The following is a 16102-nucleotide window of genomic DNA, read 5'->3' as shown; positions in this document are numbered from 1 at the left end:
ATCCAATCAATACATACTCTATTTTTATCTTCTATGGAGTTACAATCCTTTATGAAACAAAACGCATATTTGAAGTCATAAAAAAGCCATGATCAACATGGCTTTAAAATGGGGTGTTTCGATATTATAAATAATCGCCTTCACGCTCAGGTTGATAAACCACTTTTTCAATTTTGACTTTCATCATTTGACCATCTGGCTGCGGCCATTCAATTTCTTGACCTTCAGCTAAGCCAAGAATTGCTGCACCAATAGGGGCTACAACATTGACCTGTCCCTTCTCGCCTTTAAAATCATGCGGATAAACCAAGGTAATTTCAGATGCTTCTGTAGAGGGTGCAATGGTCAGTAAAACTTTTGCATTCATCGTTACCACATTGGCAGGCATATCTTGTGGAGCAACAACATCGGCGCGAGCCAATTCTTCTTCAAGCAACTGCATGGTCGGTGTAAGTTTAGGCTGATGTTCTAACATCGTTTCTAAACGATGAAGATCCTGCTCAGAAATGATAATTGCTGGGTTTGCCATGTGCTGCATTCCTATTTGAATACGGTATGAATAAAATTCTTATTAAAAATAATTTATTAGCCTATAACTTCTGTTATATCAGAAATGCAGTCTAAATTACATTTCAACTGATTTTGATTTCTTAATACTATAAAAAAAGCCCCCTTGAGGGGGGCTTTCTCAAGTCAGAACTTAGTTTGCGTAAACAGGAAATTTCGCACAAACAGCTTCAACTTTCGCTTTAACAGCGTTAATCACAGCTTCGTCACCTTTACTGTCTAGGATATCAGCGATCCAGCCAGCAAGTTCACGTACTTCAGCTTCGCCGAAACCACGAGTCGTCACAGCCGGTGTACCAATACGGATACCAGAAGTCACAAATGGTGAGCGTGGGTCATTTGGTACAGCATTTTTGTTCACAGTAATGTGAGCTGCACCTAACCATGCATCTGCTTCTTTACCTGTTACATCTTGCTTAATAAGAGATAACAAGAACAAGTGGTTTTCTGTACCGCCAGAAACGATGTCATAACCACGAGCAATGAGAACTTCAGCCATTGCTTGAGCATTCTTCACCACTTGTTGTTGGTAAACTTTGTATTCAGGAGCCATTGCTTCTTTAAAGCAAATTGCTTTAGCCGCTACCGCATGAACCAATGGACCACCTTGGTTACCAGGGAATACAGCTGATTGTAATTTTTTCTCAATTTCTTCGTTTGCTTTTGCAAGGATTAAACCTGAACGTGGGCCACGAAGTGTTTTGTGTGTAGTGGTTGTTGTTACGTCAGCAATCTGAACTGGGCTTGGGTAAACACCAGCAGCAACTAGACCAGCAACGTGAGCCATATCTACAAATAGGTAAGCACCAACTTTATCCGCGATGTCACGGAAACGCTGCCAATCTACAATTTGGCTATAAGCAGAGAAACCAGCTACGATCATACGTGGCTTGTGCTCAATTGCTAAACGTTCAACTTCTTCGTAATCAATCTCGCCAGTTTCAGGGTTTAAACCGTACTGAATCGCGTTGTATGTTTTACCAGAGAAGCTTACTTTTGCACCGTGAGTCAAGTGACCACCGTGAGCCAAGCTCATACCCAAAACAGTGTCGCCTGGGTTAAGAAGAGCTAAGTAAACAGCAGAGTTTGCTTGTGAACCTGCATGTGGTTGAACGTTTGCGTAATCTGCACCGAAAAGCTCTTTAGCACGGTCAATCGCTAATTGTTCAATCACGTCTACATATTCACAACCGCCGTAGTAGCGTTTGCCTGGGTAGCCTTCAGCATATTTGTTTGTAAGTTTTGAACCTTGCGCTTCCATTACTGCTGGAGAGCAATAGTTTTCAGAAGCAATCAGTTCGATGTGCGCTTCTTGGCGAGCATCTTCATTTGTGATTGCTTGCGCGATTTCTGGATCAAATTCAGCAATTGAGATATTGGCAAACATTAGCGAGGTCCTATGAAATTAGGGCTTTTAAGCCGTGCTAAGATTGGCGCGTATTGTAGCATGAAGTTTATAAATTTCGAGAACGAACTTTACGCAGTTTTAAATAAAAAATTGCTCACGAAGCAGAACTCCATGAGCGATTTGGGTCAAAGCAAATTACTGAATTGGCATGAGAGTTTTGACATCGGTCACAAAATTATCCAAATTACGAGTATAAACAGTCGTATGATTCCATTTATCAACTGGAGCAAGTAGTCCATCATTTTTGTAAGAAATGACTGTCCCCGCTGGGGCAGTATTTACTAATAAATCCGTAACCGTTCTAGGCACAGTTTCATCAAATGATCCTTGATAAATAATGATTGGAGTACTTATCTTCTTTTTCAAAGGCTGAGAACCATTTGCCAGAAAATCTTTCACTTCCGGAATATTGGTCATAAACCCAGTTTGGGTACGTGGATATCCCTCTATTGTTCCAAAAATGTCTGCGTAATCGACCATTGGGGCACGAAAAGTACCTCCTAATAGCGTATAACATAGAGACTCAGCTTGTCTCGCAATATCATCTGTTGGAATTTCAAAGACTTCACTATAGCGTAATGCTGGGTAAGGATTTCTTAATCCTGCTGTAATTAAAGCAGTAAAAGTATCTAATGGCGCAAGAATATTAATTTTTTTCGTTAGATCCGTTTCCGTAGCAGCTTGCTGCTCACCACCTGCGAGGATTAAACTCAGGTTGGATGCTGGTGCAATGGCAATAGCGCCTTTGTAATCGAGCTGTGCTCTTGATGCATTCTCAGCAGCACCTAATGCGGCATGTCCCCCTTGAGAATGGCCAATAACAGTCCAGCGCTTCTCCGTTGTATTCCCCAAATTTTTACTCGCGGCAACAACTGCATCTGTGATCGAATAAGCCTCACTTTTCAGATTTAAAAATGGATGTAACTCACGACCTCCAGGTTCACCTAAGCCTTCATAATCTGGAGCAACCACGGCATAACCTGCTACAAGTAACTTTGCAATTAAGAATTCGTTTCCACCTAAACCTTGCTGACTCGGGGCACATTGATCAGCAACACCTGTAGTTCCATGTGCCCATGCAACGATCGGCCAACCACCTGATGGCATTAGCCCTTTAGGCGTAAAAACTAAAGCCGTTGCTTGAGTTTCACTTCCATTAACCCCACGCATTTTATAGGTCATCAATGTTTTAGAACTACTCACACTATCCAACACAACATTAGCGTTAGTATCTACATCTGTATAAGCCTCAACTCTAACTACTGGATTAACAATATTATTTTTAGGAATCCCATCATCTACGATAACAGAAGTTGAATCGCCATCCCCTCCTCCACAGGCTGTTAAAACAAGCATAGAACTACTGACGAACACGGCCAATATATGTTTTTTCATCTCAAAATTCCTTAATGACATTTTTTCTTGTTGTAACGATTCAAATCACTTGAATACATTAATGATTTACGCCTCAAAATGACGCATGGCAAGACCAGTTACGAGAATGATACAAAGTGAACATTGTCTGCAAATGCGCACTCACCATTGTTATAAAAACTGGTAATTTTGAGTTCAAAATAAATCCTGATCCTACAACTGAATTCAGGCAGTGAGCTCTTCTCTAGTCTTTGTTTGAGCTGAATCCCAAAGAATCATTTTTATTTTAAGCAATCATTTTCCTTGCAACCTACCTAAATAAATTGACAAGTAACTTCCGACTTTTTCCTTGCTTAATAAAGCCTGATCTCTAATCACCTAGCTTCACCAGATGATTTAAACAACATCACCGTACAAAATCAGCGAATAAACTACAAATCTGGCAGTCATAGGCTGTCTTGATAGTCTTGAAAATGATAAATTTATTCAGCTTTTAATTTTCGGATATGCACATGCAAGCCATTATTCTCGACACAGAAACCCATACCCTAAATGGTCAACCCATTGAGATTGCATATGCACCGATTGAAATTGCAAATGGCAAATTAAGCCTAGACAAAAGCCAAGTATTTGATCAGCTCTATACCGTCGATGAACCAATCTCATTCGCAGCGATGGCTGTGCATCATATTTTAGAGTCAGACCTCGTTGGGAAGCCTCACTATACGACCTTTAAACTACCTGCTGAAACACAGTACATCATTGGTCATAATATTGATTATGATATTCGGGCTATCGAAAAATGTGGTGTCGATACTTCTCATATTAAAGCGATTTGTACACTCGCCCTTGCACGTTTGGTCTGGCCTGATGCTGAAGCGCACAATATTTCGGCACTCATTTATATGATCTCCAAAGGTAGTGAAAAAGCCCGTGAGATGATTAAAAAAGCCCATCGTGCCGATATGGATATTATTTTAACGGCCAATATTTTAATGCATGTGGTTCATCAATTAAAAATAAACAGCATGGAGCAATTATTTGCTGTCTCTGAAGATGCTCGTATTCCGCGAATCATTAATTTTGGCAAGCATCGCGGAACAGCGATTGCCGAACTCCCTGCTGACTATATTCAGTGGTTAATGCGTCAAGATGAACTCGATCCGTATTTACGTAAAGCTTTAGAAAATACGAGCATTAAAACGCTCTAAAATGTATTGTCATAAATTCTTAATATTGTTGTAATTTTCGCCCTGTATGTTCAGCCTTAATTTATTTGTTCGGGGGAGTAAATTAAGGTATGAATCATTATCAAAAAACAGCATTGGGTTTAGATGCTTTACAACAACGTCATATCCCACTCAATGCACGTCAAAGACGACTATTGGTTTTAATTGGTACAGAAGATTTTGAACAATTGGCTGACCAATTCAAACAACGCATCGCAACGCCTGAAATCCTCGGACAATTAATTGAATTAGGTTTAATTCATTCCATACAAACATCTCGCGTCTCCAGCCCAATACAGCCGTCATCGGAGGCTCAATCATCGACGTCTGTACTCGAAAATAGTCAGAATAACGTCAATCCAATAGATTTAGACAGCAAAGCGCAGACTCCTGCACCACCCACTCCTACACAAAGCCCAGCCCCACCGCTTAAAGCTTATAGCTTTGAAGAAACACGCGATTTGATGATGAGCTTATTACAACGTTATTGTGGCTTAATGGCAAAACAACTCATTCTTCAAATTCAATCGGCGACAGACTTACACAGTCTCAAACGCTGCCAAATGCAATGGATTACGACCTTGCAGGAAAGTCGAATAGAACCCACAGTACTCAACCAACACTTACAACAGATCAATCATTCACTGTTGCGTTTGCAGGCAGCTTAAAGAAATAAATTCAATGGATAATTGAGTCTTTTTCGGTCTTAGTTAAGATTTAAAGACTACGAGTTTGATTAGCAATCTATTGTTTTATTATTCAGGCAAAAAATCCTAATGTCTTTCATCGACTTTTCAGACTTTGGCACAATGGTTACTCGAACCATTTATCAAACAGCTTGATAAATAATAACTATGTGTGAAGTGATATCCTAATTTCACTTTAGGATCTTCAATATAATCGCACAAAAAATTTATCCCTTATATTCTTCGATGGCCTAACTTAACTCGATATAGATCGCCCATAAAAAAAAGCCCATGTAAAGATGGGCTTTTTTCAATAGGGTTAATCAACAACTCGGTATATATTTTCCGTTTGTCGACTTTCAAATAACAGTTCAATACTAGGCAGAATCACTTCACCATCAACAACGATATGTTCAATTCGTTTAAACAAATCCAAACGTTCTGCTTCGGAGTTTTCAGGTACTTGTCTTAACTGGGCCTTCACATTATACGTTTGACTGTACTGGTCCTTTACCTTTACATCTACAAGCTGAGTCATAGTCATTTTCCTTTTCTTTTTTAGCTCTGCTTAATCTTATAGCACAAGTTTTTTCCAACACCGCCCCTTGAGTTGTTAGAATTTATCGCAATGTTAATTTATATAAATATTTTCAAAATCATAACTATAAATCATAAACTTAAATCAAATATGTTTAACAACCGAGATACATAGTCATATTTTTTCACATAAAAAAAGCTCGCATTGCTGCGAGCTTTTCTATGTTGGAAGGCTAGTGCTGATTTATTGTTTGAACATTTCGTTTCAAACTCAACGAGCTGTCATTGATCCGTCCAACTACATCGTAGCGTCTTAGTTATCGACCTACTGTAACTACAATATAAAAGCATTTTTCACTATCGACAAGGGTCTATGACATTTCGAAACAACAGTACAAATAAAAGCCAATTGATATTTTAAAAAAATAAGAGACCTTACTGAAAGGCAAAATCGAGATAACATCTCAGCGTCAAATCAAGTAAAATCGCGCATTCAACCTATGAGCTCTTTTCCATGTTAGTTCAATTGATTTTGAGTCATTTATAAATACAAAACTAAGCTCATTCCTCAAAACTTATTTGTTTAATCGTGGTTTTAACTTTAGCGTTTGGTTACGTCTTTCGGCTTCAAAATCGTGGATTGGCAAACTGGCCTACCCTATTTTTTATTATAAGAAGAAGAAATACGGGATCGATATCCACTGCACCACAAAAATTGGCTATGGCTTGTTCATCGGTCATGGGGGACCTTTGATTGTCAACCCAACGACTGTGATTGGAAACAATGTCAACCTTTCTCAGTTTACAACGATTGGTGCCAATGGCGGTCGTCAGGCCGCTGTAATTGGCGACAATGTATATATTGGCCCAAATGTCTGTATTATCGATCATGTTAAAATTGGCGATAATGCCACCATCGGTGCAGGTAGTGTGGTCACCAAAGATATTCCTGATAATGCAACAGCTGTAGGTAATTATGCAAAAGTCATTCACTATAATAATGCTGGAAATTCAGTAAATAAACGCTGGCTGAATTGCAACTAAAACAACATCAGCATAATTTAATCAACTTAGCACTCTATAAATAAAACATAGACTGATAATTTTTATACTCCGTAAATTTTAAGACATAATATGTTGCTGTTGTATTTCAAAAGCTCATGAATAGGAGAAATTAGGTTAGGGTAAATCTTCGCTTTTGTTCGATGAATAAGATAGAGGTACATTATGACCACGATTAATATTTCAGACATTAAAGAACATTCTAGTGTGATTGCCGTATGTGGAACGAAGATTGGAGATGTTGACCACATAGAAGGTAAAGAGATCAAACTCACCAAACATGGTGATGGCAAACATCATATTATCCCGAGTGCATGGGTAAGAGAAATTCGAGAGGATCAGGTCATGTTAAGCAAAGATGCCCAAGAAATTAAAGATAATTGGATTGAAGCATAGACTCAAAAAACTGCAAAGCTGCCAGCCTTTGGGCTGGTACTGCATATGATAGGCACACTAATTAGATGCAAAGAGCGTAATCTACATCCATCTATCTAAGCTTGATCAATATTGATCTATCGTAAAAGTATAAAAATTACTCAACCACAACATTCTTAATCTTTAAAAGGGTTTGAAATTTTATCTTTAATACTTAACCAAACCAAAAAAGCCATAATAAATAAAAGTAAGCCAATCACGATAAAGAATGTTTCGCCCACAGCAAAACCGGTAATGAGTGCCCCTAACCCGATGAATGATAATAAAATGATCAATCCGATGCCTAAGACATTCATGTTTGTTCTCCAATGATCGAAATAATAAAGAGCTCATTATTACGTTTAGGCATGTCAATTTAATGTTGTTTTCATTAAACTTTAATAGTGCTTTTGATTGATGAGGCGCTATTGTGTACTATTCATATTATCTTAATGAAAACTAATGTAATTTTTATATAAAAATTACATATATATTAATATGAAGTTTCTCTATACTTAGAAAAATACCAGCAAGCAAATTCGATCAATTTTCACCCAGATTGATTTCAGTCATGAGAATTGAGCTTCTACAGGCGTCACAACAAAACTTTAAAAAATCTGTTCTTGTCTTGGGGGCATGAGTGATCAAGAAATCTGTTTTTCATAGTTTAGATTTACAAAAACTTATTTTGATTTTAATTATTGGCTGTGTCTCAAGCTTGTTTCTAATTTCAATTTTTGTTCTGAACTATGTCATCAAAGAGCAGTTAACCGAAAACTCTTTAGCTGCCAATCAACGCTATGCCTCAAAAATTGCATTTAGTACCGACAAATATTTTGAAAGTATGTTGAGTGAGCTTCGCTATAGTGCTCAAATTATTGGTCAAGATTTTTCCAATCAACAGGTTTTAAAAGCTGAAGTTACGCGTCTCAAAGGTCAATCACAAAAATTTAACTCAATCACGATTATCGATAAAAATGCTTTTATTTTGGAATACTCACCCGAGACCTTACATGTTAATCAAAAAAAACAATATAAAACTCCAGGTATTACCGAAGCATTAAAGCTCAAGAAAACCTATATTTCCTCTCCATACAAAGGCTTGTCAAACAATTTAATTGTACTGATTGCTCAGCCTATTTTTAATCGTAAAAATGAGTTCCTCGGTATCGTCACGGGCTCGATTTATTTGAATAAAGAAAACTTGGTGAGTGAACTTTTAGCCACCACTTATTCTTATAAGAAAAGTTATACTTATGTTGTTGATAATAAAAATAAGATCATCTTCCATCCAGATAAAGCTCGCATTGGAGATTCATTAAAAAATAACACAGGGATGCAATATATTACCTCCCACCCCACTGGAAAGATTGCACTGGTCAATAGTAAAGGGATCGAAAACCTTGCGGGGTTTGCGGCAATTCCAAGTGTGAATTGGGTTGTGGTGTCACAACAACCGACGTTAGAGTTATTAAGCCAAGCCAACTCGATCATCGTTAAAGTAACACTGGCTATGCTCGGCTTCTATTTACTCTTGTTCATTTTTGTGTGGAAACTTTCTTACTGGATTTCGTCACCACTCAATAAGCTTGCACAAATGGCCAGCATGTTGACGCGCCCAAATATTGATCAAGACATTAAAAACATCGATCCTTGGTATTTTGAGGCTTTACGCTTTCGCACCGCTCTCTTGCTTAGCTCCAAACATTTTAAAGATGAAATTGCAGAGCTTAAACAACACGTGAATACCGATCCGCTGACGGGACTTTATAACCGCCGTGGTATGAAACTGTTTTTAAATGAATTAGAAGCAACCAATACGCCTTTTTCGGTACTGACATTGGACATCGATCACTTTAAAGCGGTAAATGATAGCTACGGCCATGATCAAGGTGATCACGTATTGAAAAAGTTAGCGTCACATATGAAAAGCAACTTTCGTCAACATGATGTGTGCTGCCGTGTCGGTGGAGAAGAATTTATTGTCTTTGTGGTGCACGAAGATCCAAAGATTGCCTATATAGCAGCTGAACGACTTCGTAAAACGGTAGCACACAGCTACATTGACCCAATTGGCACGATCACGGTTTCAATTGGTATCGCCTCGTGGCCTCAAGACTCAGAAAATATTCAAGATGTAATTAAATTGGCAGATCAAAAACTCTATCAAGCCAAGAATGATGGTCGAAATTGTATCCGTTCGACATCATCGGACTGACATAGATTTCGTTCAATATAAAATTAGGCCAAATCATGCAGTGCTTTCAGATCCATCTGTTCAAAAATGAAAAGGCCTAAAATAGGCCTTTTCGTGCAAGATGATTCAACTTATATTTTTAAGTTCTATCATCTACTTCGCTCGGTTTTTCTAGTTCTGCATCATTTAACAACTGCCCCGTATGTTGCGGCTTAATCAAGGGTGCAGTAGGTCGTGGGTTGCGCTGCGTATATTGTATACCTATACCCGCTTTGACATCATCAGCTGCAACTTCCGTTTCAAAACGTTGATTATCTAAAGCTCGGATATCCTCACTCACCTGTTGAATTTCATCCTGACTTGCTCCCAATTGCTGCAAGGCCATTTGACCTAAAGCCAATGCAGACTCAAAGGTTTCTCGAACCATCAGACTGACATTTTTCTTAGACAAATACAGCGCGTGTTCACGGTCATAGGAACGAACAATCAGCTTAGCCAAAGGAAATTCAGCATTCACCAACTCTACAATTTTATTAATCGTTTCTTTGTGGTCGACACAGACTAAAATGGCTTCTGCGGTATCTGCCCCTGAAGCATGTAAAATATCTAAACGACATCCATCGCCATAGTAGACATCAAAACCAAACTTTTCCGCGTTCTGAATCATATTGACGTCATTATCAATAATGGTCACATCCACACTACGCGCCAATAACAACTGACTGGCCACTTGACCAAAGCGACCAAAACCAATCATCAATACTTTACCCGTTAAGCCATCGGCAACCCTGACCTGATCAAGAGAACTTTCATCCTGTTCAAGGGTAAAGCGTTTAAATAACACGCCGATGATTGGCGTCAACACCATAGACAATACGACGATCGCGGTTAAATTCGACTTGATGGTATTGTCAATAATTTGAGCTGTCGTCGCGGCACTAAACAATACAAAGGCAAACTCGCCCCCCTGCGCCATCAGTAAGGCACGATCTAAAGCCTCGGGATGATTACTCTTGGTCAAACGCGCGACTACATAGATCATCAGCGCTTTGGTCAACATCAACGCAATGACACCACTGACAATTAACGGCCAATTTTTTCTGACCACTGCCAAGTCCAAAGACATCCCGACACCCAAGAAGAATAAGCCGAGTAATAAGCTTCGAAAGGGTTCAATATCCGCTTCAATTTGGTGTCGGAAAGTCGATTCGGACAGTAACACTCCCGCTAAAAATGCGCCCAGTGCCATGGATAAACCACTGAGTTGCATCAGCAATGCCGCGCCCAAGACCACCAACAACGCCGCAGCAGTCATCACTTCACGTGCTTTGGCAGCAGCTAGCACTTTAAATAATGGATTGAGTAACCAATGCCCTGCAACAATTAATCCAGCAATGGCCAACAGTCCGATGCCAATCCCTTGTAAATCGATAGATGAGCTTTCCGCTGCTTGATTGGGTGCCATAAAGGCAACCAATGCCAATAAGGGAACGATCAATAAGTCTTCAAACAATAAGATCGCCACGATCTTTTGACCACGTCGTTGATGCAGCTCTCCACGATCATTTAACAGTTGCATCACAATCGCAGTCGACGTCAGAACAAAACCCGCAGCTCCAATGAACGCTATTTTCCAGCTAAAGCCAAACAACATGCCCATACCCGTTAAGGCAATGACTGAAATAAGGATTTGCAAACTGCCCAATCCAAAAATCTCTTTCCTCAAACTCCATAAGTGCGAAGGCTGCATCTCCAATCCGATGATAAAGAGATACATCACGATGCCGAGTTCAGCAATATGTAAAATGGCTGTGGGATTGTTAAAAAAGGCAAAACCAAATGGCCCAATAATCAATCCAGCAATTAAGTAGCCTAATATCGAACCTAGACCAATACGTTTAAAAATAGGGACGGCAATGACCGCTGCACTCAACAGTACAACAGGCCCAACCAGTCCCAGTGAATCTACTTCTGCACTCATTTTGTTCTCATCTTGGTTGTTGGCAATCCATGCCAATTTCACGCTATTTTAATTTTATTCATTAAGGTCTATGTCAGTACGGATAAAACTTCTCAGCTGTGATCTTTTCGCTCTGCATGTCCGAAGGCTTATCATCAACACTCAACATGCTGCGAATTAAGCATGGCTGGACCAGCCTATGTTTAAAACTATATACAGCATTGTTGCTATACAGCAAGATTTTATTCAAGGAATAAAAAACACCTCACTACTTATGAACAGAAGATAATCAAGACCAGATTTTTATAACAGATAGATACTTAACAATAGTGTTTAGTAAGATTCTATCGTCAAAGATAAATTGTATCTTTGACGATATAGAGATGACATTCGGAATTTTACTCCATCAATATAAAGTAGAAGGTCGTATGTTCAAGCATATTTTCTCGCTCCAGCCACACAGATAATGGCTGCCAAAGTGACGACCAACATCATCCAACTCACGCTTTCATGTAGTAATAGAGCGGCAAGTGCAAGTCCCATAAAGGGTTGGAATAATTGCAGTTGACCAACAGATGCAGTGCCGCCTTGTGCTAATCCTCGATACCAAAACACAAAACCCAGTAACATGCTAAAGATAGAAACATAAGCCAGTCCTATCCATGCAGCTGTACTAACATGCTGAAATGAGATAGGCATGCTCCATAATGCTATTGGCAACATCACAGGTAACGAGAGCAGTAAAGCCCAACTAATGACTTGCCAACCGCCCAGTGTTCGCGAAAGTTTTGCTCCTTCTGCATAGCCTAGTCCGCATAGAATAATTGCTGCCAACATGTATAAATCACCTTTCCATGCGGTACTCGTTTCTCCAAGTGCAGCATAGCCTGCTACAAAAATGGCTCCCAGCACTGAAAACAACCAAAAAAGTGGCTGGGGTCGTTCACCTCCGCGTAGAACTGCAAAAATTGCAGTACTGATAGGTAATAATCCTAAGAAAACAATGGAATGTGCAGAACTTACATGCTGTAGGGCCAAAGCGGTTAAGAGTGGAAATCCGATGACCACGCCCAATGCACTGCCTGCAAGTGCAGGTATGTTTGAAGCGGTCGGGCGTGCTTGGCGAAGTAACACCAGAAAAAATAATCCTAATAACGCTGCAATTGTGGCCCGTGCACTGGTTAAAAAGATGGGGCTAAAATCGGCAACGGCGACCCGTGTTGCAGGTAAAGAGCCCGCAAAAATAGCGACACCGATTAATCCGTTTACCCAGCCGCTGGTTGCCTGTTTCATGGCGTGATTCTCTTATCGTTAATCGCTCAATTTGAACATAGACCGCATGTTTGAATCGAGATACAATCCAATACAATAAATAAAAACTGTTATGTGTAAAGAGCCCATACAGTTTAGGAGAAATGGAATGCGTAGCCAAACTCGAATTGATGCAGTTATGGATGAAATTAAACTTAAAATTAGCTCACGTACCTACCTCCCCAATCATCGCCTTCCTTCTGTGCGCCAACAAGCACGTACATTGCAGGTCTCTGTTTCAACCGTTGTCGAAGCCTATGAACGTTTAATGGCTGAAGGCATCATTCTGTCTAAACCCGGATCAGGCTTTTATGTGTCTGGCCCCGTCGCGCCACTGGCTTTAGCCCAAATGGGGCCTAAGCTAGATAGAGAGGTCGATCCTTTATGGGTCTCTAGACAAGCCTTGGATACAGATCACAGCACACTCAAACCGGGTTGCGGCTGGTTACCACCCGAATGGTTATATGAGACTGGTGTTCGACGTGCTCTGCGGAGCATGGCAAAAGCAGATCGCTTAGAACTGGTGGAATATGCAACACCAGCAGGACATCCTGAACTGCGACAATTAATTTCTCGTCGTTTAACCCACATTGGTGTTGAAGCTTCGCCTGAACACATCATGCTCACCGAATCTGGCACGCAAGCAATTGATTTGATCTGTCGTTTTTTATTGGAAGCTGGCGATACCGTCATTGTTGATGACCCTTGTTATTTTAATTTTCATGCGCTGCTCAAAGCCCATCGCATCAATATTGTGAGTGTGCCCTATACCCCCCATGGCCCAGATTTGGAGATCTTTCAGTCTGTTTTAGCTGAACACTCACCACGGCTGTATATCACCAACTCAGGTATACACAATCCAACTGGTGCAGTGCTTTCCCCCGTCACGGCGCATCGTTTACTTAAATTGGTCGATCAAACCAATTTAGTCATTGTGGAAGATGATATTTTTGCCGACTTTGAACATACCCCTGCCCCACGACTGGCTGCTTTTGATGGACTCAATCGTGTCATTCAAGTTAGTAGTTTTTCAAAAACGATTTCAGCCTCTTTGCGCTGTGGCTATATCGTGGCCAAAAATGAATGGATTGAAAATCTAATCGATTTAAAGATCGCCACCTCTTTTGGTGGAGGCCGACTTGCCGCCGATATGGTGCTGATTGCCTTAAAAGACAGTGGATATCGTAAGCATATGGAAACAGTGCGCTTACGCCTTGCCCATGAAATGCAAAAAGTCATCACTCAGCTCGAAGCTTTAAATATTCACCCGTGGCTAGTCCCACAAGCGGGCATATTCCTCTGGTGTAAACTTCCCGACGGTTTCGATGCTGCGCTCATTGCGCGAGAGTGTTTAAAACACGGCGTTGTTTTAGCGCCGGGAAATGCGTTTAGCCAATCCTTAAATGCACAGAATTTCTTACGCTTCAATGTCGCACAATCGGTAGATCCGCGTATTTTCGAAACGCTCAAAAATGTGTTAGCTCAACAGCAAAACTCAACATAATAAAAGCCTCTACTTAGAAATAGAGGCTTTTATTAAAATGGTTGAATGGCTTATGAACAATACTCGTCGCGTTGATGCTCAATTAAAGACAGTGCGGCATTCCATGCTTTCAGCATCACCATTTCAATCAATTCACTTTCAAACTGTTGAGCTGTGTGTTGACGTACAGCTTCAGACGGAAGATGAAGCTCTGCTCCACCTGCCATCGCTTTAATCTGCGCTTGGCATGCGCGTTCAAGGAAATAGATCTCGTGGAAAGCACGTTGAATCGAATCCCCTGTCGATAGCAAACCATGATTACGTAAAATCATGACTCGGTTTTGCCCCAAGTCTTTCACAAGACGCTCACGTTCTTCGGTCAATAACGCCACCCCTTCATACTCGTGATAGCTAACTTTGTTATAAAACTTCAAAGCATGTTGAGACAAAGGCAATAAACCATGTTTTTGTGCAGACACTGCAATGCCATCTGCGGTATGCGTATGAATCACGCAGTGCACATCTTTACGTGCATCATGGATCGCGGAGTGAATCACAAAACCTGCGGTATTGACCAATTTCCCCTGATCATAATCCGCAATAATATTGCCTGCATAATCAATTTTAACCAAATGCGAAGCCGTCATTTTTTCAAAGGGAATGCCATATTGATTAATCAGAAAATGACCGTCTTCGTCGGGGACACGTAGACTAATATGCGTATCAATTAAATCGGTCATGCGGAAATGCGCAATTAGACGGTACAACCCCGCAAGCTGACAACGCGCATCCCATTCTTTTTCTGACACGACATCTTTTAGACTTTTCATCGCATGTAAACTGGTCATTTGTTATCCCTATTATCTCTATCCATTAAAGTTGACATTGAGCTTGAAGGAAAAAGCCCAACCCTGCTTAAGTCCTTCTCTCAACATAAACTGATTCTTCGTAAAATAGCGAAACCTGTCTTGAATGATTCTGCTATTTCCGTGTGCTATCAAGCAACTTAACACGCTATGACGTCGATAGTGTTTTAATGGAGTCATTCACAAAGATGGTTTTGCCTCTCAGCATCGAGGGTGCAAAATCGACCATGCTACGTAAAGTTCGGGTGAAATGTGCCTGATCGGCAAAACCCGCTTCCAAGGCAATATCAATCAAACTCCGACCTGCTGCCCAGAGTTTGATGGCATAGCGAATACGCAACCAAAGAATGTAGCGACGCATTGAAATCCCTAGTTGCTGGCTAAACAAGTGCATCAGTCTCGACTCAGACAGCCCCGTATGTGCCGCGACTTGGGCTACTGTGGGAATCTGCTGAGGTACAAGTTGTTGAATATAATGACAGGCTTGTAAAACGCGGGCATCCCATGGCAATACCTGCAACGGATTTGGGTTTAACGTTGACAGCAGTGTTAAAACCAATTGTTTGGCATCATCAGGAGTAAGTTGCCCAGCGATCAACTTTTGAAGCTGTGAATAAAACGAAGCGAGGCAAGAGGCTGGTAAGGAACAAATCTGTTCGCCATTCAGCAATGGATGCAAGTATCCATAGAGCGCATGATCAGGATCAATCATGAGTGCCAGATAAGGTTGATTTTCTGAATCGGTACTGTGCATCACATTGGGTGCCATCACCACAATATCGTGATAACGACGTACTTGGTCGTCTAAAGTGATTGCAAAAGGTGTGCCCAAGCCAATTTGTAGAAGTGCTGGAAAATGGGCATGGGCATTATTCAACTGCTCATGAGTCACATACAAAATGACACCATCCCAAGTGTAAATTTTACTTTGGTGCGCCAACCCTAAACTCGCATCCTTGCTTTGCGATAGCATATTCGTTCAAGACCATCTTTGGTTTACTGTTTAAA

The 16102-nt window shown here is 40.5% G+C and carries 14 protein-coding genes and 1 pseudogene; 6 read left to right on the top strand and 9 right to left on the bottom strand.

Features of this window, described 5'->3' with window-relative positions:
- Positions 1-124 precede the first annotated feature (124 nt).
- From rnk to GVX98_RS04440, 3 genes are all read right to left on the bottom strand, one after another.
- Positions 125-529 (bottom strand): nucleoside diphosphate kinase regulator, encoded by a 405-nt coding sequence (rnk, locus tag GVX98_RS04455; RefSeq protein WP_004696044.1) that lies wholly within the window; start codon positions 527-529, stop codon positions 125-127.
- A 171-nt stretch (positions 530-700) separates the two neighbouring features.
- A complete protein-coding gene (glyA, locus tag GVX98_RS04450) occupies positions 701-1954 on the bottom strand; it encodes a serine hydroxymethyltransferase (RefSeq protein WP_005400534.1) in 1254 nt (417 codons plus the stop codon).
- A 156-nt stretch (positions 1955-2110) separates the two neighbouring features.
- A complete protein-coding gene (locus GVX98_RS04440) occupies positions 2111-3370 on the bottom strand; it encodes an alpha/beta fold hydrolase (protein ID WP_159127355.1) in 1260 nt (419 codons plus the stop codon).
- Positions 3371-3861: 491 nt separating this feature from the next.
- On the opposite strand from GVX98_RS04440, the gene GVX98_RS04435 reads away from it, so the two are divergent.
- Complete coding sequence (locus GVX98_RS04435) at positions 3862-4560, top strand: exonuclease domain-containing protein (protein ID WP_004696037.1); 699 nt, start codon at positions 3862-3864, stop codon at positions 4558-4560.
- Between the two features lie 89 nt (positions 4561-4649).
- The gene (locus GVX98_RS04430; protein WP_159127354.1) at positions 4650-5246 is read left to right on the top strand and encodes a hypothetical protein; all 597 of its coding nucleotides are present in this window, start codon (positions 4650-4652) and stop codon (positions 5244-5246) included.
- Positions 5247-5583: 337 nt separating this feature from the next.
- Here the strand turns inward: GVX98_RS04430 and GVX98_RS04425 are convergent, their stop codons facing one another.
- Positions 5584-5802 (bottom strand): hypothetical protein, encoded by a 219-nt coding sequence (locus tag GVX98_RS04425; protein ID WP_004696033.1) that lies wholly within the window; start codon positions 5800-5802, stop codon positions 5584-5586.
- A gap of 513 nt (positions 5803-6315) precedes the next feature.
- Here GVX98_RS04425 and GVX98_RS04420 point away from each other — a divergent pair.
- Both GVX98_RS04420 and GVX98_RS04415 read left to right on the top strand, forming a co-directional pair.
- Positions 6316-6845, top strand: a pseudogene (locus tag GVX98_RS04420) (serine O-acetyltransferase).
- 183 nt (positions 6846-7028) lie between these two features.
- Positions 7029-7259 (top strand): DUF2171 domain-containing protein, encoded by a 231-nt coding sequence (locus GVX98_RS04415; protein WP_010327186.1) that lies wholly within the window; start codon positions 7029-7031, stop codon positions 7257-7259.
- Positions 7260-7414: 155 nt separating this feature from the next.
- On the opposite strand, the gene GVX98_RS04410 is transcribed toward GVX98_RS04415, so the two are convergent.
- Positions 7415-7594: a hypothetical protein gene (locus tag GVX98_RS04410; RefSeq protein WP_004982464.1), complete on the bottom strand. Its 180-nt coding sequence runs from the start codon at positions 7592-7594 to the stop codon at positions 7415-7417.
- A gap of 323 nt (positions 7595-7917) precedes the next feature.
- Here GVX98_RS04410 and GVX98_RS04405 point away from each other — a divergent pair, with 323 nt between their 5' ends.
- Positions 7918-9495: a sensor domain-containing diguanylate cyclase gene (locus GVX98_RS04405; RefSeq protein ID WP_159127353.1), complete on the top strand. Its 1578-nt coding sequence runs from the start codon at positions 7918-7920 to the stop codon at positions 9493-9495.
- Positions 9496-9613: 118 nt separating this feature from the next.
- Here GVX98_RS04405 and GVX98_RS04400 read toward each other — a convergent pair whose 3' ends face one another.
- Complete coding sequence (locus tag GVX98_RS04400) at positions 9614-11455, bottom strand: monovalent cation:proton antiporter-2 (CPA2) family protein (protein WP_159127352.1); 1842 nt, start codon at positions 11453-11455, stop codon at positions 9614-9616.
- A 411-nt stretch (positions 11456-11866) separates the two neighbouring features.
- Entirely contained in the window at positions 11867-12727 is an 861-nt protein-coding gene (locus GVX98_RS04395; protein WP_159127351.1) for a DMT family transporter, read from the bottom strand.
- Between the two features lie 127 nt (positions 12728-12854).
- Between GVX98_RS04395 and GVX98_RS04390 the strand changes: the two genes are divergently transcribed.
- Positions 12855-14249: a PLP-dependent aminotransferase family protein gene (locus GVX98_RS04390; RefSeq protein ID WP_159127350.1), complete on the top strand. Its 1395-nt coding sequence runs from the start codon at positions 12855-12857 to the stop codon at positions 14247-14249.
- A 50-nt stretch (positions 14250-14299) separates the two neighbouring features.
- On the opposite strand, the gene GVX98_RS04385 is transcribed toward GVX98_RS04390, so the two are convergent.
- Together GVX98_RS04385 and GVX98_RS04380 are read right to left on the bottom strand one after the other, a co-directional pair.
- Complete coding sequence (locus GVX98_RS04385) at positions 14300-15076, bottom strand: class II aldolase/adducin family protein (RefSeq protein ID WP_004982474.1); 777 nt, start codon at positions 15074-15076, stop codon at positions 14300-14302.
- 166 nt (positions 15077-15242) lie between these two features.
- Positions 15243-16067 carry an AraC family transcriptional regulator gene (locus GVX98_RS04380; RefSeq protein WP_004982476.1) on the bottom strand — a complete coding sequence of 275 codons (825 nt, stop codon included), beginning with the start codon at positions 16065-16067 and terminating at the stop codon, positions 15243-15245.
- Between the last annotated feature and the right edge of the window lie 35 nt (positions 16068-16102).

This window comes from Acinetobacter sp. 8I-beige (assembly GCF_902505955.1).
Classification (GTDB): Bacteria; Pseudomonadota; Gammaproteobacteria; order Pseudomonadales; family Moraxellaceae; genus Acinetobacter; species Acinetobacter johnsonii.
Note: the sequence above shows the minus strand (reverse complement) of the source record. Positions and strands in the feature narration are given on the sequence as shown.

Bases quoted from the DNA above. Each gene is read 5' to 3' on its own strand.
- rnk (WP_004696044.1), bottom strand. From the start codon at position 529: ATGGCAAACCCAGCAATTATCATTTCTGAGCAGGATCTTCATCGTTTA.
- glyA (WP_005400534.1), bottom strand. From the start codon at position 1,954: ATGTTTGCCAATATCTCAATTGCTGAATTTGATCCAGAAATCGCGCAA.
- GVX98_RS04440 (WP_159127355.1), bottom strand. From the start codon at position 3,370: ATGAAAAAACATATATTGGCCGTGTTCGTCAGTAGTTCTATGCTTGTT.
- GVX98_RS04435 (WP_004696037.1), top strand. From the start codon at position 3,862: ATGCAAGCCATTATTCTCGACACAGAAACCCATACCCTAAATGGTCAA.
- GVX98_RS04430 (WP_159127354.1), top strand. From the start codon at position 4,650: ATGAATCATTATCAAAAAACAGCATTGGGTTTAGATGCTTTACAACAA.
- GVX98_RS04425 (WP_004696033.1), bottom strand. From the start codon at position 5,802: ATGACTCAGCTTGTAGATGTAAAGGTAAAGGACCAGTACAGTCAAACG.
- GVX98_RS04415 (WP_010327186.1), top strand. From the start codon at position 7,029: ATGACCACGATTAATATTTCAGACATTAAAGAACATTCTAGTGTGATT.
- GVX98_RS04410 (WP_004982464.1), bottom strand. From the start codon at position 7,594: ATGAATGTCTTAGGCATCGGATTGATCATTTTATTATCATTCATCGGG.
- GVX98_RS04400 (WP_159127352.1), bottom strand. From the start codon at position 11,455: ATGAGTGCAGAAGTAGATTCACTGGGACTGGTTGGGCCTGTTGTACTG.
- GVX98_RS04395 (WP_159127351.1), bottom strand. From the start codon at position 12,727: ATGAAACAGGCAACCAGCGGCTGGGTAAACGGATTAATCGGTGTCGCT.
- GVX98_RS04390 (WP_159127350.1), top strand. From the start codon at position 12,855: ATGCGTAGCCAAACTCGAATTGATGCAGTTATGGATGAAATTAAACTT.
- GVX98_RS04385 (WP_004982474.1), bottom strand. From the start codon at position 15,076: ATGACCAGTTTACATGCGATGAAAAGTCTAAAAGATGTCGTGTCAGAA.
- GVX98_RS04380 (WP_004982476.1), bottom strand. From the start codon at position 16,067: ATGCTATCGCAAAGCAAGGATGCGAGTTTAGGGTTGGCGCACCAAAGT.